We start from the raw sequence: 18,875 nt of genomic DNA on the forward strand, positions 1-18,875 counted from the left end.
TCCGATTGTCCTCCCCGTTCTTGACGGAGAGGAGGATCCTCAGTCGTAGCTGCGGTTCCATCTGTTCCATCTCCGATCTTCCGTTTGTTGATTGATACACGTCATGGTGATCATTCAACGCTAGAAGTCCGGAAGTTGGAACAGAGGCCACGTCCTCTCGGTGTCCATAAAGACCTTCCTTTCTCAAATTGCGCGTAATCTTGTACGTAGTTTACCACACATTTTGATTCAGTTCATGAATTTTACTTTTAGTGCATGTTACGTTTCGGTAAATCTTTCTTTCCGAACCACCACCAGTTCCAATCCCCAAACAGTTTCATAAGGGATGGAACGAGCAGGATCCGGATGATGGTCGCATCGATAAAGATGGCGAGGGCGATCCCGACACCGAGCTGTTTAATCGGGCTGACACCCGTAAAGGCAAACGCACCGGTCACGACAATCATGATGATGGCAGCCGAGGTAATGATCTTACTCGTTTTCGCCAGTCCCATCTCTGTCGCATAGTCGTTGTCACCTGTCTCTCGGTAGTATTCCTCGATTCGTGAAACGAGAAACACCTCATAGTCCATCGACAATCCGAAGACGAGTGAGAAGATGAAGACCGGTGTCAAAATACTGATGGTCTCCGCGTCATATACATAACCGGATTCGAAGATGATGACGAGTAAGCCGAACGTTGCTCCGAGACCGAGTACATTCATGAGAATGGCTTTGATTGGAATCAAGATGGATCGGAATGCCCACATGAGGATGAAGAACGTCGCCAAAATGACGGTGATCACTGCATATGGGATGCTGTCGTAAATCTCATCATAAATCTCTTCGTTAAAAGCAGCCGGTCCACCGACCTCAAATCCTTGATCTCGCCAATCGCGGACAAATGCCTGTGCTTCCTTGTCACTCGGTGGTACATCGAAACTCACGTTGACGAGGGCGAGATCCGTATTTCCATCAAGCGTGACGAGACGTTCAAGCGGAGCGAGTTGTTCTGGGGCCGCCTCCACGAGTTGCGTGAACGCTTCAGGCGTCAAACCTGACGTTGTCAAAAAGGTCGAGACGTTATCGACAATCCCTACTTCGTTTAACTCGTCCTTGAGCGTTGTCAGTTCTTCTAAAATCATCGGGTCCGTCAAATCATTCGCTTCGAACAAAATGACCGCATCGGTTGAGTTTTCTCCGAACACTTCGTCAAATCGCTCAAGTGCCGCCCGTGATTCATACGAAGTCGGGAGCGCATCTGCGTCCGGAATGTTCAGCTCTAAGTCACGGACGAACCAAAGGCTCGGTAGCAGTAACAATAACGCAACGAGCGTCATCGTCACAGGTCGCTTCATGACGAAGCGGGCAAGCTTTTGCCAGCGTTTTTCTGACTTCGTTTCGTCAGACTTGATGATCCGCCCTTTATTCAAAGCGTCCCCTACTAAGTAAAGAGATGAGGGCAAGAGTGTCAGTGCGGACAAAACAGCCCCTGCAACAGCAATGAGCGCACCGAGTGCGACTGCCTGGAAGACATCGACCTGGATAAAGAGTAGACCGGCCAATCCGACAAAGACACATAATCCAGAGAAGAGGATTGAGCGTCCTGCCGTCGCCACCGTTCGGACGATAGCTTCTTCTCTCGATTGCCCACGCGTCAACTCTTCACGGTAACGATTGACGAGGAGCAATGAGAAATCGATCCCTAGCGCAATGGCAATCATCGCCACGGCGTTCAAAACGAATATGGATAATTCCATGTTTTGCGCAAAAAAGAATAGAGAGCCTGCCGCTACTATGAACGTGATGAGTCCGACGAGCAACGGCATGAGTGCCGCGAGCGGCGTTCCGAAAACAAGTAACAATACGATGAGAGCAACCGGAATCCCAATCAATTCTGCCCGAATCAAGTCATTTTTCGACGCCTCGTTCAAGTCGTCTGCAAATACCGGTTCCCCAGTCAACCGCACTTCTGTATCTGTGTCTGTGATCAGGGCGTCACGAACCGCCTCAATCGAAGATTCGGCTGCTTCATAGTCTTCAAATTCAAGCACAAAGTACGAGACGTCGCCTGAACGAGCATCTGGATTCTCTGACGGCGTAATGACACCATCAATCGACCGAATTGCCTCGAACCGTTGCTGTTGTTCGTCCATGACCGTTTCTATTTCTCCGCCTTCAAACAAGACGATCATCGAGGCACCGGCACGGTCGAACCGTTCATTCAACGTATCTTCTACTTGTTGGAATCGCCCGTCTTGAATCGCGAAGCCGTTTCCTCTCAACTCACCCGGGAGCTGCAGCCCAAAATAGACCGACCCTGCGAGTAAAATCGTCCAAATGAGTAGTACTCCATATCGAAAGCGAACCAACTGTCTACCTAACCATTCCATCTTTGTCACTCCTCCCTGTCTAACCATCTACTTCCCGTTTCTCTCTTCATTCATCATCACTTCACAAAAAATTCCTGAACCTGTTTCGGTTCAGGATTCTTGTCGTTCAAAGACTTGAAGCCAACTATGGCAAAATCGTGGTGGTGCGGATAAGACGACGAGTCGGTCTCCTCGGTCATCTAACAGCATGACCTTCAGCAATTGATTGTCCGCACACACAGTCGAACAAAACAGTTCTTCTTCTCGACGAAACAGTTGGAACGCTTCGGTCGAAGTGATTGCCGTCGTTTCGCCGACTTGATCGAGGATGACCGTATCACGGTCCCCTTTATACGGAATACGCCAGTGTTCATTCGTTTTCACATTCTCCACTAAAAAGTGATGTGTGTTTTCATCAAATAAGGTCACACATGTTTCAGGTGTGAATCGTTCAAAATCATACGTCCCTTGATATGCCAGCTCGATGATGTTCCCAAAGAGCGGAACTTCTTCGTAGCGACTATATCGAAACGTATGATCGTGGAGATTCAAAGCCACGACATCCGATTCGGCTGAATATAAGAAGATGTCATCGCCTTGCCAATAGTGCAAATTGCTAAACCAGTCACCGTTAAAACGTTGTGGAATCGCATGCGTCTCCATCTGTCCTTTTTGTAAATCAATGACTCCGTAAAGTCCTTTTTCTCGGAACCATGCCACGGCACGCGTCGCATTCGGATCCACATATAGGGCGCACGGTGTCCAAGCCCAGTCAATCTCCCAGCGAATTTGGGACGACTCGTCAAAGAACAAAAATCCGGTTTGCGCCAAGTACAACATCCAACCTTCACCGACACGTTCTAACCATTCGATCGTTTGATGAAATTGAAAGTCTGCTGTTTGTTTGTACATTTGATCACTTCCTAATTTCAGCTTAGCAACGACCGAAGCGAAATTCGATTTTGAATGTGTTCGTTCAACACATTTTCGATTTTCCTGTATACTGTCGGTATAGATGAATGGTTCAGAAAGGAGTATACCGATGCGCCCATTACAATTATCACCAGAGACCGCGGTTGAGCTTGCGAAAAAGTTGAACGTCCCGCTCGAAGAATTGATGCATATGCCAAAGCATATTCTCGTTCAAAAAATGATGCAACTCGAGGCATCTCAAACAGAGGAAGACACACCAAAGGAGACGGATTAACGTCTCCTTTTTGGTTACTGTTCTTTACGTTTTCGTTTTTTCGATACGTACCAGAGACCACCGAGCACGGCGAGTGCAGCACCTCCGGCAACAGCGTATTTGCTGTAGTCCGGACGACGCTCCGTCACCACGAGTGTCGATAGTGGTGCGACTGTCAGATGACGGTCTTCAATTTGACGCGGCGCCGTCAGATTGACGGTATGGTCTTCCACGTTTACTTCAAACTTACCGGACGGAAGTTTGATCTCGACCGCTTCCTCTAACGCGTTATGATACACGACATGTCGTTCTACATACCCTTCGACGTGGCGGCTCAACTCGAATGCGATCACGCCTTCTTCTTCATCGAAGAAACGTAAGTGTTTTCGAATCTGTTCCGTGTTCTCGAGTCGGAAGAGCGGATACTGTTTCCGCAGGCGCAAGAGACCTTTCACATATTCCACACTCGGCGCTTCTTGTTCTGCACGTGTCCAGTCGACACGGTTGACGACCTCACCTGAGTTAAAGCTGTTCTCGTCTCCATCCTTTGTCCGGAAGAACTCTTGCCCACTATGGAGGAACGGAATCCCTTGTCCGAGAAGCACGATTGATGTCGCCAAACGATGGCGGCGACGGCGTGTCGTCTCATCATCTTCTGGGTTCGTCACGGACAACTTGTCCCAAAGCGTCAAGTTATCGTGACATTCGACATAGTTGACGACCTGGTTCGGTTCATCGGCAAAACTTTGGCTCGTAATCCCGCCAGCGATTCCCCTTTTCACGTCAGCCGTCATGTCTGTGTTGCCGCTCACCCAGCCTGGTAAGTCCTCGATGAAAACGTCTCCACGGACACCGTCACGAATCCCATCGTTAAATTGCGCGATTCGTGGCATCTTATGCGCATTGTGTTGATTCGCTTTTTTACGGACCGGGAGTGGTGTGTCTAAATCCCAACCCTCTCCGATGACCAGAATGGATGGGTCGACGCGGTCAAGCGCCTTCCGAATTTGATTCATCGTCTTCACATCATGTAATCCCATCAAGTCGAAACGGAATCCGTCAATCATGAATTCCTTCGCCCAATATGTGACACATTCGACCATGAGCTTACGCATCATCGCACGCTCAGATGCCGTGTCATTCCCACATGCTGAACCGTCTGCGAGTGTTCCGTCCTCATTTAGTCGATAGTAATAATCCGGGACGAATTGACCGAGCGGTGTCGTCAACGCATCGTACGTATGGTTGAAGACGACGTCCATGATGACACGGATGCCTCGATCGTGGAGGGCTTGAATCATCGCTTTTAGTTCAATGATTCGTGTCGCCGGATCGTCTGCTGACGAAGCGTATGATCCTTCGACGGCAAAGTAATGCACCGGATCATATCCCCAGTTATAGTTATCCTCGCTCTCGCGTGATTCGTTCACCGACCCATAGTCAAAGAATGGCATCAATTGAAGATGTGTGATACCGAGCGATGTGATGTAATCGAGTCCGGTCGGGTAACCGCTCGTGGTCGTCGTCCCCGTCTCGGTCATGCCTAAGAACTTCCCACGATGTGTGGCCCCGCTCTCCGGATGACTCGTCAAATCACGAACGTGCGCTTCATAAATGACCGCTTCTTGTGAAGAATTGAATAGCGGACGTTCTTTAATCCAATGGTCCGGGTTCAAGGATGCCGGATCAAGCAGACATCCACGCTTCCCATTCACTCCGACGACTTTTGCATAAGGGTCGAGTGATTCTACTTTCTTCCCATCAATCATTGCTTCAAATACATAAAATTGACCTTCGAACAGGGCGCGGTCGAGTTCAATGACCCAAGTCCCCTTCTCAGCCGGTTCGAGCTCGAGTCGTTCAAACTTACGTGCACGGGCTGTGCGATATAACTTGACCGACATTTGTTCCGCTACCGGAGACCAGACACGTAGTCGAATCTGTTCCCCTTTAAACGTCACCCCAAGGTCTTTCCCGTGATAGGCAACGTGATCTAAGTCTGCATGTGTATGTTGATCCATTGTACGTTCCATCTCTTCACTCCTTCACTGCTTCAAATCTGCTATCATTATAACAAAACCACACAAAGGATGGATGAAACATGGCAAAAGACAATTCTTTCGATATCGTGTCCGAAATGAATCTTGAAGAAGTGAAGAACGCGATTCAAATCGCGGAGAAGGAAATTTTGAACCGTTACGACTTTAAAGGGTCGAAAAGTGAGATGTCGCTCGACAACGGCGACCTCGTCCTCATCTCGGATGACGACTACAAACTCGAGCAATTGAAAGACGTCTTAATCACGAAGTTGATCAAGCGTGGCGTCCCGACAAAAAACCTCGACTATCAAAAAGTAGAGAACGCACTCGGCGGCACGGTTCGCCAACGTGTGAAATTGAAGAGCGGGATCGACAAAGATGACGCGAAAAAAATCAACAACGCCATCAAGGAATCAAAACTTAAAGTCAAATCGCAAATTCAAGACGACCAAATCCGAGTGACGGGGAAATCGCGTGACGATCTTCAAGCTGTGATGCAGCTCGTTCGTGAGCTTGAGTTGTCTGTCGACGCCCAATTCACGAACTTCCGATGAAACTCGCAATCATCAGTGACCCACACGGTTCGTTTGATGATTTGAAGGCGGTTCTCGATGATGTCCGACGGGAAACCGAGCACATTCTCTGTCTCGGCGACCTGTATGAATGCCACATCGGGAAAAAACGACGTCACGAGCGCTTTCATCATGCGGAAGACGTTGTGACGTATGATCCGAATTACGAAGCATTGCTGACGTTCCCGAGTCTACGTGGTAATCAGGAGGAGCGAATCGACGAGGTGCTCGTCATCGACCATCCCGTAAAAACACGGATTTCCTTATTGCCAGAACAGACGACTCTTGGAGAAGCACGCTTTTTACATGGGCATCAAGTCAAGTGGAACGAAGACTGGGAACCGGTTGTCGAGAAAGGTAAATATCCGCTCGTCTTCATCGGACATAGTCACATTCCCGGGATTTACCGGAAAGGAAAATCCTTGCCGTGGGAAATCGGAATACCGTTCCATTTGAAGAAGAAACGATATGTCATCAACGTCGGTGCCGTCATCTTTGACCGGGAATGGTGTCTCTATGACACGGAAGCCCGAACAGTGACGCGGATGAAAGTATGAGCATAGGAAAAGGACCTCAATTTTTTGAGGTCTTTTCTTCTGTCTTACATTTCTTCCGGAGCTTCGACTCCGAGTAAACGGAGTCCTTCCGTCAATACGAGCGTCACTGCCTTTACAAGCGCGAGACGCGATTGTTTGCCTGCATCTTCTTCTAAAACGCGGACATGACCGTAATACTTGTTGAACGCTTGCGCGAGGTCAAGTACGTAGCGGCTGATGATGGATGGTTCGCGACGTTCATGTGCACGCGTGATGACGTGTGGGAACGCGTTGAGCATCGTGACGACACCCCATGAGTAGTCATCATCTGCACCAGTGAACGGTGAGCCATCATAGTTTCCTTTACGGAGGAGTGAGTTCGCACGGGCATTCGTGTATTGAACGTAAGGTCCTGTCTCCCCTTCAAACTTGAGCATGCTGTCGAGATCGAATTCGATGTTGTTGATGCGTTCGTTCTTCAAGTCGTGGAAGACGACCGCTCCGACACCAACCATGCGTGCAACGTCTTTTGCGTTCGCAAGGTCCGGATTCTTCTGTTCGATGTTCGCTTGTGCTTTTTCGATTGCTTCTTTCAACACTTCCTCAAGAAGAACGATGCGCCCTTTACGTGTCGACATCTTCTTCCCTTCTTGCAAGATCAAGCCGAACGGTACGTGATGCATGCCATCGACGAAGTCGTAGCCGAGCTTACGAAGAACCGAGAAGAGTTGTTTGAAGTGAAGCGCCTGTTCACCACCGACGACATAGTTCGCTTGCACGAAGTTGTACGTCTCATAGCGATAGATCGCTGCTGCCAAGTCGCGTGTCGCGTACAATGTCGCGCCATCTTTCTTCTTGATTAGGCATGGTGGTAAGTTCTCTTCTTCGAGCGAGACGACCATGGCGCCCTCACTTTCGACTAAGAGGTTTTTTTCTTCGAGCATCGCGACGACGCGTCCCATCTTATCATTGTAGAACGCCTCACCATTGAAGCTCTCAAATTTCACACCGAGGAGGTCGTATACTTTTTGGAACTCCTTGAGTGACTCGTCACGGAACCATTGCCAAAGCTCTGTCGCTTCCGCATCGCCGTCTTCAAGCTTCTTGAACCACGCGCGACCTTCGTCTTCGAGTTCTGGTTGTGTCTTCGCTTCTTCATGGAAATGAACATATAATTTCAAGAGTTCTGCGATCGGATTGGCACGTACCGCTTCCTCATCGCCCCACTTCTTATATGCGACCATCAATTTCCCAAACTGTGTACCCCAGTCACCGAGGTGGTTGACGCCGACAACGTCATATCCGTTTTTACGTGCGATTTGGTTGATCGCATTCCCGATCACCGTCGAACGTAAGTGACCCATCGAGAACGGCTTCGCAATGTTTGGTGACGAGAAGTCCGTCACAATCGTTTCATTGCGTGTTGCGTGTGTCGCGTACTCTGACTTTTCATCGAGCACCGTGTTGATGATTTCTTTTGACACGACGTCACGGCTCAAGAAGACGTTGACGTAAGGTCCTGCCGCCTCGACTTTTGTGAACAGTTCATCGTTCAAGTCATTCGCGATGTCTGTCGCAATCATGACAGGTGCTTTACGGTAGGCTTTCGCCAATTGGAAACATGGGAACGCGAGGTCACCGTGCGCCTCGTGTTTTGGCTTCTCAATCAATGCTTCAATCTGGTCAATCGTGAGCTCGTCTCCGATGACACGTGATAACGCTTCTGCGTACTTGCGTTCATAACTCATTTGTATGTCCTCCTTCTTCGTATCACAACTCATAAAAAAAACGCCCTTTGCATAGATGCAAAGAGACGGGAATTCCCGCGGTACCACTCTTCTTGCCTGCATGACGCAGACCGCTTTATGGTGATAACGGTTCCCTCCGGCTATGCCTACTCTCGTTTCGGATAGCATCTCAAAAGTGCGTTTCGCGACGTTTGTCAGCCTAGGCTCTCACCAATCCCCAGGTCGCTTTGTTGACTAAACCATCGTTACTCTCTTTTTCATCGACATTCGTCTATGCGGTTGAAAAGCAATTTCATTATAGAGGATATTCCGTGTATACTCAATGCTAGAATTCAAGCATCATTGGATAGAAGCAGGACTCACACGAAATCGTGACGAATCTTTACTATTAGATCTTGAATGTCCCATGCTAGGAGGGAACACATGAACCACTTTCGTAAGATGTCCGTGCTCGGTTGGAGTATATGGAGTGCCCTGTTCATCTTCACCATCGCATTATTTGCATTGGATATCCTACACGCCCCAACAATCGATTCGTTGTCGTTTATTTTAATTTCGTTGCTTGTCATCATTTTTCAACTCGACTCGATCGAAGTCAAAGGTGTGTACTTCACATTTTCTGAAAGTATCGTTTTAATCTTATTTTTATTCTTTGGATTTGAAACAGCACTCATCGTCAACCAAATCGGGTTGTTCGTCTTTCAATTCGCCAACTTGAAACCGAAAGTCGCCATCCGTCGCTTCCGCTTCACGTATCCGTGGAATGCTATTACGGCGTACTTAGAGATTGTCATACCGGCAGCTGTCTATCTCGCCCTCGGTGGGGAGACCGGTCTCGACTTTTATTCGCAAGATTCGTTCGTGCCGCTTGCTGGATTATTCCTTGCCATCTTCTTAAACACGGTGTTCCAAAAATATCAGGTGAGATGGTGGTTCCGCGTCGACATCGCATTGAGCGACTTTATGAAAATCGCCTTCTACACGTACGTCGTCAGTTTAATTTTCATCTTAGCGGCAGCGTTTTTCCGAGAGACCAACTTACTCGTCGTCAGTAGCATCGCCGCTGCGTTGACGTTCTTCATAAAGCGGCTCCTCATTCAAAAAGAGCGGCAAGATGCTTTTAAATCCTTGATTGAGCAATACGATGAAGCGAAAGAGGCCGTTTCTTTGTCACAGAGCGAGGCACAAGCTATCGAAGTGTTTTTAAGTCAATGCGAACAGCTGAATCATTATGATGAAGGGTATGTCGAGTTTAAATTGTTTGAACGCACCCTCTACTTTGATTTGAAGACACGACAACCCATCGATCGACCCATCGTCTTTACGTTGCTTGACATGAGTCAGCCAATCGAGCAAGTCCTCGACTATGAAATGCGCTTTGAATGGGATACTTCCCTTTCTGATGCTTTCCACGACGATTACCACAGCTTCGTTTCTGTTCGTTCGGAGGAAATCGAAGAGATTCGTACATGGATTGTCATGACGGGAGAACCTGTATACGGTTATCCAAAGATTATTCAGCACGAAATCATCAAATTGTTAAAATCGTTCAACCGAACCATTAGCCGTTGTCACGAACGGGACCGCCTCTATACCGAGAGTCGGACGGACAGTTTAACGCTTCTCGCCAATGCGCGTGCGTTTTATGAATATGGCATTCAACAAATATCCGATATGTCGGTATATCCGATATCGGTCGCCATGCTCGATATTGATTTTTTCAAAAAAATCAACGATACGTACGGTCATCAGGTCGGGGACCATGTATTACAAGAGTTTGGACGACGAATCCGTCAGGTGCTTCGCCCAGATGACTTTGCTGCACGTTATGGCGGCGAAGAATTTATTTTACTGCTCAATCATTGTGACATGAACCAAGCAATCGAAGTCACCGAACGAATTCGCCATCAAATCGAAGCGAAACCGTTTCTTGTCGACCACCATGAAATTTCTGTCACCGCGTCCATTGGTGTCGACACGATCGAAGCGTTCGGAAACAAGCGTCTCGACGATACGATTCGAAACGCGGACCGTGCCCTGTATGTTGGTGGAAAATATGCAGGACGTAACCGTGTGGCGCACTTCAACAATTTAACGACGTAAACTCCCCTTTCTCACATCGAATTGGGGAGTTTTTAGGTTGACAACTAGATTTGAAACAGGTACGTTAGGGAACGTGTTTGATAATAGGATAGCTTAACTTTTTATCGAGAGAGACGGAGGGACTGGCCCTATGAAGTCTCGGCAGCGGGGAACCTGTGCCAAATCCAGCGGGCGTATTGCTCGAAAGATGAAAAGGGTATTTCACACGAAGGACCTTTTTCTCAAGAAAAAGGTCCTTTTTATTTTTTAGTGAGGTGATTATTTTGGAACAACCAACAGCAAACAAGTGGGCACTTCTGCCGTTACTCGTCTTCTTGCTCTTTTTCATCGGGGCGGGTGTCTACTATGGGGACTTTTATAAGTTTCCAGTCCTCGTCGCAGCCATGATCGCATTGATGGTTGCAGCGTTCATGACAAAAGGAAGCGCCACACAAACCGTGGAACGCATCGCACAAGGTGCCGGAAATCCGGGAATCATCATTATGATCTTTATTTTCTTACTGGCCGGTGCCTTTTCAACTGTAGCTGAATCAATCGGTGCCATCGACGCGACGGTTAACGCGGCGTTGACGCTTTTACCCCCATCGCTTCTTTTAAGTGGACTATTCGTCATCGCTGCTTTCATTTCAATGGCAATGGGTACATCGACCGGGACGATTGCGGCACTTGCGCCGATTGCCCTCGGTATCCATGAGGAGAGTGGTGTGAACGTCGCGATCGCAGCCGCGGCAGTGGTCGGCGGAGCCATGTTCGGAGACAATCTCTCATTCATCTCGGACACGACCATTGCTGCCGTAAGGACGCAACGGACGAACATGCGTGATAAGTTCCGGACGAACTTCTGGATCGTTCTACCAGCTGCCATCATCACGACGATTTTACTCGCGGTCTTGTCAAACGGTGAATCGACGGTCGATGTCGCCGCATTCGAATGGTATAAACTCATTCCGTATCTTGCGGTCATCGGACTCGCGTTAACTGGACTGAACGTCATTCTCGTCCTGTTAGGAGGGATCACGCTAACAGGAATCATCGGTCTTCTCGACGGAAGCTTATCCGTCACGGCATTTGTGACCGCTATCGCCGATGGCATGGTCGGTATGGCTGAAATCTCGTTCTTGACGTTACTCATGGGCGGACTCGTCGGACTTATTTCTCACAACGGAGGACTCACGTATTTACGTGATGCATTGACGTCACGGATTCAAAAACGTGCCGGTGCCGAGTGGAGTATCGCTGGTCTCGTCAGTGCGACGAACGTGGCGACGGCGAACAATACGATTTCCATTCTCGTAGCCGGACCACTCGCCGCGAACATTGCGGACGAATATGATATCGAACGGAAGAAATCAGCGAGCGTACTCGATATCTTCTCATGTGGTGTACAAGGGATTCTTCCATATGGAGCGCAACTCCTCATCGCCGCAGAGTTGACGAAGACCGCTTCGCCTGACCTCGTCCCGTTCATGTTTTATCCGTTCCTCCTCTTTATCTGCGGAGGGATTGCCATCGCATTCAATTTCCCGCGTTTTAAAAAGCAGTCATAAGTAAAAACACCCCTTTATTCAAAGGGGTGTTTGTCGTTTGGTCACCATCTCTTGTTTCAATTGCTCGTTGCGTTTTTTGAAAGCGCGTCGTTTGAGCACTTCTTCTAGTCCTCGACTGATGGCCCACAACGCGACCAAAAGCAGACCGAGCATCGATAAACGAAACGGGCTTTGGATAAATTCTTCCCATTGATCCCCGATGACCGAGAAAATGACGACAACAAGTAGTTTCCCAAATCCCGCCGCCAAAATGAACGTACGGAGCGGCATCTGAATGAGCGCCAGCAAATAAGTGATCAAACTGACCGGGATGAACGGGAGTGAATACAAGAACCCGAGTGAGATCGGACTCATATGGTTGATTCGTTCTAACCAATAGACCGCCGCTTTATGTTTTTCGAGCCAACGCGTCATCGGTTTACGAAACACATATCGGACCGCCGCGAAGACGACAATCGTTCCGAGTAAGTTCCCGATCCATGATAAAAGGACCCCTAACAAAAAACCATATGTTGCCGCATTCGCTGAAATGATTAAAACGAGTGGCAAAAACGGAAAGATCGCTTCTAAAAATGGAGCGCCGAGTCCGGCCCAAGGACCGCCAGGCAAACTTTGAAGCCATTCGATTAATTGGATGATGTACTGTTGGAGAGAAGTGAGCATAGTCGTTCCACCTTCAACTTTCGTTACTACTACTCTATTACCCGAATTCGATTTGCAAGACGCATCTCCCTGCATTCGTCAAAAAAAATTAAAAACCATTTGCGAAAATTCGTCGTGATATTTATCATATAATAATGGACTTGTGGTTGCAGGCAAGTCTATTCGTCGAACGACACAACCCAACGTTCGTTTTCCTGCAAAAAACTGAACACAGGGGAGCAACACAACATGGAAACAAAACCAATGCGGGTCTTGCTGTACTATAAGTACGTCAACATCGAAGACCCAGAAACACTCACGCAAGAACATTTGAAGTATTGTAAAGACCTCGGCATCAAAGGACGCATCTTGATTTCCTCCGAAGGAATCAACGGGACGTGCTCTGGTACTTGGGAACAAACTGAGCAATACATGAACGACTTGAAGGCAAACCCACTCTTCAGTGATATCGAGTTCAAAATCGATGAAGTCGAAGAGCATGCGTTCAAGAAAATTTTTGTCCGTCACAAGAAAGAGCTCGTGACGTGGCGCTTTGATGGTGAGTTTGATGTACCGAAACAACACGGTGCATACCTCGAACCAGCAGAATGGAAAGAGATGATGAATCGTGATGATGTCGTCATCCTCGACGTTCGTAACAACTACGAGTACGAACTTGGTCACTTTAAAAACGCGATCAAAATCGATGTAGAGGCTTCACGTTACATGCCAGAATGGCTCGAAGAGAACAAAGACCTCTACGAAGGGAAAACACTGCTCACGTACTGTACTGGTGGCGTCCGTTGCGAGAAATTTACAGCATATATGCGTGACCAAGGTCACGACAACATCTTCCACTTAAAAGGTGGCGTCGCAATGTATGGAAAAGACGAAGCGACGAAAGGTGAAAACTGGGATGGTGAGCTTTACGTCTTTGACGAGCGCATCAACGTCCCTGTTAACTCTGTGAACCCGACTGTTGTTTCACACTGCATGCACTGTGGAACCGAGACGGTTCGTTACGTTAATTGTGCAAACCCGGAGTGCAATGTGCAACATTTCTGTTGTGAAGAGTGTGAACCGAAACAAATGCGTTCATGCTCGAAAGAGTGTCAAGAACACCCACGCAACCGTTATATCATCGACAACATTGCAGAGAAACTTCAGGAAACTGAAGGAGTAGTCGGGTAACAAAAATCGACCAAAAGGTGTCATGGACAAGCCGTCCGTGACACCTTTTTTTGACGAAATCTTAACGTCTAGCCAGCGCCTCTTTCGGGTATAGTGAAGTTACTATGTCAGACAGGAAGTGAATAGATGCATGTTTAACGAACCTTTACTCGCTGCGATTCTTGCTTGGTTTATCGCCCAAGCAGCCAAGCTCGTTACCGAACTTATTAAAACAAGGGATTTTGAAATTGAAATCATGTTCGCTTCAGGCGGTATGCCGAGTTCACACTCGTCCACGGTCGTCGCACTCGCTACGGCAATCGGACGGATGGAAGGCATCGACTCGAGTATGTTTGCCCTCGCTGTCGTCTTCGCCACCATCGTCATGTACGATGCGACCGGCGTCCGTCAAGCAGTCGGTTTTCAGGCCCGACTATTGAACGATTATTTCAAAGGGATCAAACACGAGACTCCACTTTTGAATGAACTTGTCGGGCACACGCCGTTCCAAGTCATCGTCGGGGCGCTTCTCGGTCTCGTTGTCGGATTGTTTTTCCCCATGTAATCAACTAAGGGTATGTCATTTCTCACACTCTCGATTCTTTTTGTGAAGTTTCACAAAGAAGAAGTTATACTCAGAGAGAGGAGGAATCGACATGCCTTTTTTGCAGAAATCTTATGAGTCTCTCGATACACTCGCCGAAGCAATCGGTCAAGCGATTCGAGCACCCATTACGATTGAAAATCGCCACCACCAGTTACTGGCGTATAGCACCCATCCCGATTCGACCGACCCGGCCAGGATCGCTACAATCATCGGTCGTCGTGTTCCGGAAGCCGTCATTGAAGACTTATGGGAAAGTGGGATTTTACGAGAAGTCATCGACCAAGATGAGCCTGTCGTCATTCCGGCACGGCTCGCTGTCGGGCTCGGCGAACGTGCGGCTATCGTGATCAAACAACATGACGAAGTACTCGGTTATATTTGGAGCTTGGCTCGAACGAACCCATTCACCACTCAAGAATTAGCCATCTTGCAGGAAGGAGCGACCATTGCTAAGAAGTTGCTCATGACCATCGCGATGCACGAACGACGCATTAGCGCAGAGCTCGAGCGTTTCTTGTTAGATGTACTCGCTTCCCCGACACTTTCCGATGCCAATCGCGAACGATTGAACGAACTCGCGCCCATCGCCGTCGCCAGTCGATTGACGATTATTGAATGCGCTCAACCGATCACCCCGCAACTCGCTGAACGTCTGCATTATGTGCTCGCGACCCAAGAAGCGATCGAAGTGGTCTTACATGCCATCGATGGACAGCAATTACTCGTCTGGCATTATATGAAATCCGAACTTTCCGATGAAGAAGTGGAATTGCTCGCTTGGGCGGAACGGTTCGAGCAGTTGCTTCAAGACAAGTTCACTGAATCTGAGCCACGACTCGGAATCAGTCGGCGTTTTTTCGAAAGTGACATGCTGTACGCCGCAGCGGAAGAGGCACGACGTGTCACAACACTTCGTCGTAAGTTCCCTCTTGAGCTCGCGACTTCTCGCGCCTTCGAACAGATCGGGATTTATCAACTCGTCCCTGAACTGGCACGTCGCATTGGACTTCGACTGGAAACCCATCCGACCGTCGAACGGTTGCAACACTATGACTCATCCCATCAGACCGAACTCGTGAAGACGCTCGAATGGTATTTTTATTTCGATGGGAACGTAAAGCGGGTCGCCGCCCACCTTCATATCCATCCAAATACCGTCTTGTATCGGATTCGACGCATCGAAGAGTTGACGAATATCACGCAAGTTTCCTTACCAGAACGGTCCATGATTTATTTGGCGATTAAAGCCGGTCAATATCGATTAGAAGACTAGAAGTTCGCTTTGTGTTTTTTCACAAAGTGAGCGTCTTCGTTTTTAGAATCCATGATAAAGACAGCGTTTTCGAATGGGTCTATACTAGGGGTGTGAACAATTTGTGTCAACGGAATGAAAGGGGAATGTTCCATGAAAATCGGGGTATTAAAAGAGATTAAAAACAATGAAAATCGGGTGGCTTTGACACCAATGGGTGCATTTATGTTAACGGAACTCGGACATGACGTCTTCGTCGAAACGAATGCCGGTCTCGGCAGTGGTTTCACGAATATGGAATATATCGATGCCGGTGCAACAATCGTTGAAACGGCGAAAGAAGTATGGGAAGGCGTCGAGCTTGCGCTCAAAGTAAAAGAGCCTCAACCGTCTGAATATCAATACTTCCGTCCTGATTTGACGCTCTTCACATATTTACACTTAGCGGCAGAACCAGAATTAACGAAAGCACTCGTCGATTCAGGTATCACTGCCATCGCGTATGAGACGGTAGAAGTCGACCGGACGTTACCGCTTCTCACACCGATGAGTGAAGTCGCAGGTCGGATGGCTGCTCAAATCGGGGCACAGATTCTCGAAAAACCGCACGGTGGAAAAGGAATCCTCATGTCAGGTCTCCCAGGCGTACCTCGTGCGAACGTCACGGTCATCGGAGGCGGTGTCGTCGGAACGAATGCAGCGCGTATCGCCATTGGTCTCGGTGCGAGTGTTACCTTGATGGACATCAGCCCGGCTCGTCTTCGTCAAATCGACGACTTGTTCGGAAACACAATAAACACGTTAATCTCGAACAAATACAACATCGCCAAACAAGTAGCTGAGAGTGATCTCGTCATCGGTGCCGTTTTGATTCCTGGGGCAAAAGCACCGAAACTTGTCACTGAAGAAATGGTACAACGCATGTCACCAGGATCGGTCATCGTTGACGTCGCCATTGACCAAGGTGGAATTTGTGAGACAATCGATCATATCACAACGCATGATGCACCAACGTATGAACGTTACGGTGTGCAACATTACGCCGTCGCCAACATGCCAGGTGCCGTGCCACGCACATCGACAATGGGGCTTACGAACGCAACGATGCCATACATTATCGAATGTGCACAAAAAGGTGTGTTCCCGGCACTCCTCGCAAATGATGCCCTTCTTAAAGGCTTAAACGTCATCAACGGGACGGTCACATACGAAGCGGTCGCTCGTGATTTAGAGTATCCGTTCGTCCCTGCCTATGAGGCAGTTTCAAAACAAACACAAGCGTGAGTGAAAGACGACGAGATGCCCGTTCTCGTCGTCTTTTTCGTACAAAAAAGAAGAGACCGAACATAATCGCTCAGTCCCTTCTTCTCATTATGCGTTTTCGACAGCGATATCTTCCCCGATGATTTTCACTTCCGGTTCTAATTCCACTTCGAACTTCTCTTTAACGGTCGCTTGCACGTGACGGATCAACGAAATATATTCCGTCGCAGTCGCCTCCGCAATATTGACGATGAATCCTGCGTGCTTGAGCGATACTTCTGCTCCTCCGATTCGTTTGCCCTGAAGACCAGAGTCTTGAATCAACTTGCCGGCAAAGTAGCCTGGCGGACGTTTGAAGACACTTCCGCACGAAGGATATTCGAGCGGTTGCTTCGACTCACGTTTATACGTCAAATCGTCCATGACTTCTTTGATCAATTCGTAGTTTTTCGGTTCGAGCTCGAACGTCGCTTCTAACACGATGAACCCTTCTTTTGATACACGGCTCGTGCGGTAATCGAGTTCTAATTCGTCTTTTGACAAATGAAGCACTTGTCCGTCGGACGTCAATACTGTCGCAGACGTGATGACGTCTTTCGTTTCTCCCCCATATGCACCCGCATTCATGTAGACAGCGCCACCGACCGTTCCAGGGATACCACAAGCGAACTCAAGACCGGATAGGCCTTCCGCAAGTGCTTGCCGTGAGACATCAATAATCGCTGCCCCGGCCTGTGCCACGATTCGGTTCCCTTCGCGACGAATCGTATTCAGTTCATTCAAGTTTAAAACGACTCCGCGAATTCCCCCGTCGCGGACAATCAAGTTTGAACCGAACCCGAGGATCATGAACGGCATTGCTTCCTGATGGGCTAGTTCTAAGACGGCTTGGACTTCTTCGTACGTGTGTGGGGCTACGAAGTAATCTGCTTTCCCGCCTAGTTTTGTATACGTGTGTGCCGACAGCGGCTCGTCTTGGAGGACGCGCTCGGCCGGAATAATACTCTGGAGTTGCTGTAAAAAGCTCATGCGTTCACTCAATCCTTTACGTTCTATTTAAGTGTCTCGATCACATCTTCCTCGTACCGAGCACGTCACTGAATGGTTTCAGTACGAAACACAGTATACAAATGATTGTCGGACGTGACAAGCAACGTTTTTCTTACAATGTCATGATTAGTTTATAACAATAGCGATGTCGCTACAGCCACTACAATCGGAATTGTAAAGTTATCCCAATCCCGGTATGAAATCGCTTCAGTCAGCGTGGCGATGATGGAAATGATAAATCCATATGTTACCACTTGCCACATGACGACATCATTCCACAAAAACAATAAAAATAAGACCGCATACGAGCTTAAGAACATGGCGACGCTCCCTTGGAAGGAGCGCTTTTGACCGTACAAATCATAGATGACTGTCCCGTACTTCCGTCCAATCAATGCAGCCATCCCGTCACCCCAGGCGAGGACGAGTGATCCCGCTAAAAATGCAATCGGTTCCGACTCGAAGAAGAAGTATAAAATGATGAGTAAAGCGATTGGATAATAGACCGTTCCGAAAGACTTCCGTTCCGTCTGATGTACCGGTGATGGGCTTTTATATAACAAGACCGCGTTCGCGAAGGTGAAGAAGATGAGCGGGACTGCCGCGACGTACCAAGAATCCATTAACCAGACCGCTAGTAGCGACCAATGTCCGACTGCGATATGTACACTTTTTCGAATCGTTTCGTCCGTCCACCCAAGACGCTTTCCAACTTGTTCGAGACCGACGAGAAATACAAGGACAATCACGATGGAAAGAATCGAACTAATCCATTCATTCATTGCTTGACCACCTCTATGTATAGGATG

16 protein-coding genes, 1 riboswitch and 1 other annotated feature are annotated in these 18,875 nt (G+C 48.3%); of the genes, 9 read left to right on the forward strand and 7 right to left on the reverse strand.

From position 1 onward, the window contains the following. Positions 1-248: 248 nt before the first annotated feature. Both PQI28_RS03570 and PQI28_RS03575 read right to left on the reverse strand, forming a co-directional pair. Positions 249-2,372, reverse strand: coding sequence for an MMPL family transporter (locus PQI28_RS03570; RefSeq protein WP_339962548.1), 2,124 nt, complete (start codon positions 2,370-2,372; stop codon positions 249-251). A 90-nt stretch (positions 2,373-2,462) separates the two neighbouring features. Further along, positions 2,463-3,263 carry a hypothetical protein gene (locus PQI28_RS03575; RefSeq protein ID WP_339962549.1) on the reverse strand — a complete coding sequence of 267 codons (801 nt, stop codon included), beginning with the start codon at positions 3,261-3,263 and terminating at the stop codon, positions 2,463-2,465. 130 nt (positions 3,264-3,393) lie between these two features. On the opposite strand from PQI28_RS03575, the gene PQI28_RS03580 reads away from it, so the two are divergent. After that, positions 3,394-3,558, forward strand: a complete 165-nt coding sequence (locus PQI28_RS03580; protein WP_074034904.1) for a YycC family protein — start codon at positions 3,394-3,396, stop codon at positions 3,556-3,558. 14 nt (positions 3,559-3,572) lie between these two features. On the opposite strand, the gene pulA is transcribed toward PQI28_RS03580, so the two are convergent. Continuing rightward, positions 3,573-5,570, reverse strand: coding sequence for a type I pullulanase (pulA, locus tag PQI28_RS03585; RefSeq protein ID WP_339962550.1), 1,998 nt, complete (start codon positions 5,568-5,570; stop codon positions 3,573-3,575). 68 nt (positions 5,571-5,638) lie between these two features. Here pulA and PQI28_RS03590 point away from each other — a divergent pair, with 68 nt between their 5' ends. Then, on the forward strand, positions 5,639-6,130 hold the full coding sequence (locus PQI28_RS03590) for a YajQ family cyclic di-GMP-binding protein (protein ID WP_015880519.1): 492 nt from the start codon (positions 5,639-5,641) through the stop codon (positions 6,128-6,130). Next, positions 6,127-6,705, forward strand: coding sequence for a metallophosphoesterase family protein (locus tag PQI28_RS03595; RefSeq protein WP_337874890.1), 579 nt, complete (start codon positions 6,127-6,129; stop codon positions 6,703-6,705). The genes PQI28_RS03590 and PQI28_RS03595 overlap by 4 nt, the downstream gene beginning before the upstream one ends. Positions 6,706-6,749: 44 nt before the next feature. On the opposite strand, the gene argS is transcribed toward PQI28_RS03595, so the two are convergent. Next, the gene (gene argS / locus PQI28_RS03600; protein ID WP_339962551.1) at positions 6,750-8,432 is read right to left on the reverse strand and encodes an arginine--tRNA ligase; all 1,683 of its coding nucleotides are present in this window, start codon (positions 8,430-8,432) and stop codon (positions 6,750-6,752) included. 58 nt (positions 8,433-8,490) lie between these two features. Then, positions 8,491-8,702 (reverse strand) — a binding site (T-box leader). Between the two features lie 153 nt (positions 8,703-8,855). Here argS and PQI28_RS03605 point away from each other — a divergent pair. Both PQI28_RS03605 and PQI28_RS03610 read left to right on the forward strand, forming a co-directional pair. Further along, complete coding sequence (locus tag PQI28_RS03605; RefSeq protein WP_339962552.1) at positions 8,856-10,535, forward strand: GGDEF domain-containing protein; 1,680 nt, start codon at positions 8,856-8,858, stop codon at positions 10,533-10,535. 98 nt (positions 10,536-10,633) lie between these two features. Then, a riboswitch (SAM riboswitch) is annotated at positions 10,634-10,729 on the forward strand. A gap of 69 nt (positions 10,730-10,798) precedes the next feature. After that, positions 10,799-12,082: a Na+/H+ antiporter NhaC family protein gene (locus tag PQI28_RS03610; RefSeq protein WP_214785618.1), complete on the forward strand. Its 1,284-nt coding sequence runs from the start codon at positions 10,799-10,801 to the stop codon at positions 12,080-12,082. 18 nt (positions 12,083-12,100) lie between these two features. Here the strand turns inward: PQI28_RS03610 and PQI28_RS03615 are convergent, their stop codons facing one another. Beyond that, positions 12,101-12,745: a TVP38/TMEM64 family protein gene (locus PQI28_RS03615; protein ID WP_214785617.1), complete on the reverse strand. Its 645-nt coding sequence runs from the start codon at positions 12,743-12,745 to the stop codon at positions 12,101-12,103. Between the two features lie 228 nt (positions 12,746-12,973). Between PQI28_RS03615 and trhO the strand changes: the two genes are divergently transcribed. From trhO to ald, 4 genes are all read left to right on the forward strand, one after another. Continuing rightward, positions 12,974-13,915, forward strand: coding sequence for an oxygen-dependent tRNA uridine(34) hydroxylase TrhO (gene trhO / locus PQI28_RS03620; protein ID WP_214695947.1), 942 nt, complete (start codon positions 12,974-12,976; stop codon positions 13,913-13,915). Between the two features lie 118 nt (positions 13,916-14,033). After that, positions 14,034-14,459, forward strand: coding sequence for a divergent PAP2 family protein (locus PQI28_RS03625; RefSeq protein WP_214695945.1), 426 nt, complete (start codon positions 14,034-14,036; stop codon positions 14,457-14,459). Positions 14,460-14,550: 91 nt separating this feature from the next. After that, the gene (locus PQI28_RS03630) at positions 14,551-15,774 is read left to right on the forward strand and encodes a PucR family transcriptional regulator (protein ID WP_214760789.1); all 1,224 of its coding nucleotides are present in this window, start codon (positions 14,551-14,553) and stop codon (positions 15,772-15,774) included. Between the two features lie 132 nt (positions 15,775-15,906). Beyond that, positions 15,907-17,037 (forward strand): alanine dehydrogenase, encoded by a 1,131-nt coding sequence (gene ald / locus PQI28_RS03635; RefSeq protein ID WP_214785614.1) that lies wholly within the window; start codon positions 15,907-15,909, stop codon positions 17,035-17,037. Between the two features lie 87 nt (positions 17,038-17,124). On the opposite strand, the gene murB is transcribed toward ald, so the two are convergent. Both murB and PQI28_RS03645 read right to left on the reverse strand, forming a co-directional pair. Further along, positions 17,125-18,045 (reverse strand): UDP-N-acetylmuramate dehydrogenase, encoded by a 921-nt coding sequence (murB, locus tag PQI28_RS03640; RefSeq protein WP_339962642.1) that lies wholly within the window; start codon positions 18,043-18,045, stop codon positions 17,125-17,127. 152 nt (positions 18,046-18,197) lie between these two features. Then, positions 18,198-18,848, reverse strand: a complete 651-nt coding sequence (locus PQI28_RS03645; protein WP_074034266.1) for a diacylglycerol/polyprenol kinase family protein — start codon at positions 18,846-18,848, stop codon at positions 18,198-18,200. Positions 18,849-18,875 lie beyond the last annotated feature (27 nt).

Source organism: Exiguobacterium sp. USCH10, assembly GCF_037619445.1.
Lineage (GTDB): Bacteria > Bacillota > Bacilli > Exiguobacteriales > Exiguobacteriaceae > Exiguobacterium > Exiguobacterium aestuarii_A.

What these genes read in the sequence shown, in the direction of transcription:
- PQI28_RS03570 (WP_339962548.1), bottom strand. Translation starts at nt 2,372, where the DNA reads ATGGAATGGTTAGGTAGACAGTTGGTTCGCTTTCGATATGGAGTACTA.
- PQI28_RS03575 (WP_339962549.1), bottom strand. Translation starts at nt 3,263, where the DNA reads ATGTACAAACAAACAGCAGACTTTCAATTTCATCAAACGATCGAATGG.
- PQI28_RS03580 (WP_074034904.1), top strand. Translation starts at nt 3,394, where the DNA reads ATGCGCCCATTACAATTATCACCAGAGACCGCGGTTGAGCTTGCGAAA.
- pulA (WP_339962550.1), bottom strand. Translation starts at nt 5,570, where the DNA reads ATGGAACGTACAATGGATCAACATACACATGCAGACTTAGATCACGTT.
- PQI28_RS03590 (WP_015880519.1), top strand. Translation starts at nt 5,639, where the DNA reads ATGGCAAAAGACAATTCTTTCGATATCGTGTCCGAAATGAATCTTGAA.
- PQI28_RS03595 (WP_337874890.1), top strand. Translation starts at nt 6,127, where the DNA reads ATGAAACTCGCAATCATCAGTGACCCACACGGTTCGTTTGATGATTTG.
- argS (WP_339962551.1), bottom strand. Translation starts at nt 8,432, where the DNA reads ATGAGTTATGAACGCAAGTACGCAGAAGCGTTATCACGTGTCATCGGA.
- PQI28_RS03605 (WP_339962552.1), top strand. Translation starts at nt 8,856, where the DNA reads ATGAACCACTTTCGTAAGATGTCCGTGCTCGGTTGGAGTATATGGAGT.
- PQI28_RS03615 (WP_214785617.1), bottom strand. Translation starts at nt 12,745, where the DNA reads ATGCTCACTTCTCTCCAACAGTACATCATCCAATTAATCGAATGGCTT.
- trhO (WP_214695947.1), top strand. Translation starts at nt 12,974, where the DNA reads ATGGAAACAAAACCAATGCGGGTCTTGCTGTACTATAAGTACGTCAAC.
- PQI28_RS03630 (WP_214760789.1), top strand. Translation starts at nt 14,551, where the DNA reads ATGCCTTTTTTGCAGAAATCTTATGAGTCTCTCGATACACTCGCCGAA.
- ald (WP_214785614.1), top strand. Translation starts at nt 15,907, where the DNA reads ATGAAAATCGGGGTATTAAAAGAGATTAAAAACAATGAAAATCGGGTG.
- murB (WP_339962642.1), bottom strand. Translation starts at nt 18,045, where the DNA reads ATGAGCTTTTTACAGCAACTCCAGAGTATTATTCCGGCCGAGCGCGTC.
- PQI28_RS03645 (WP_074034266.1), bottom strand. Translation starts at nt 18,848, where the DNA reads ATGAATGAATGGATTAGTTCGATTCTTTCCATCGTGATTGTCCTTGTA.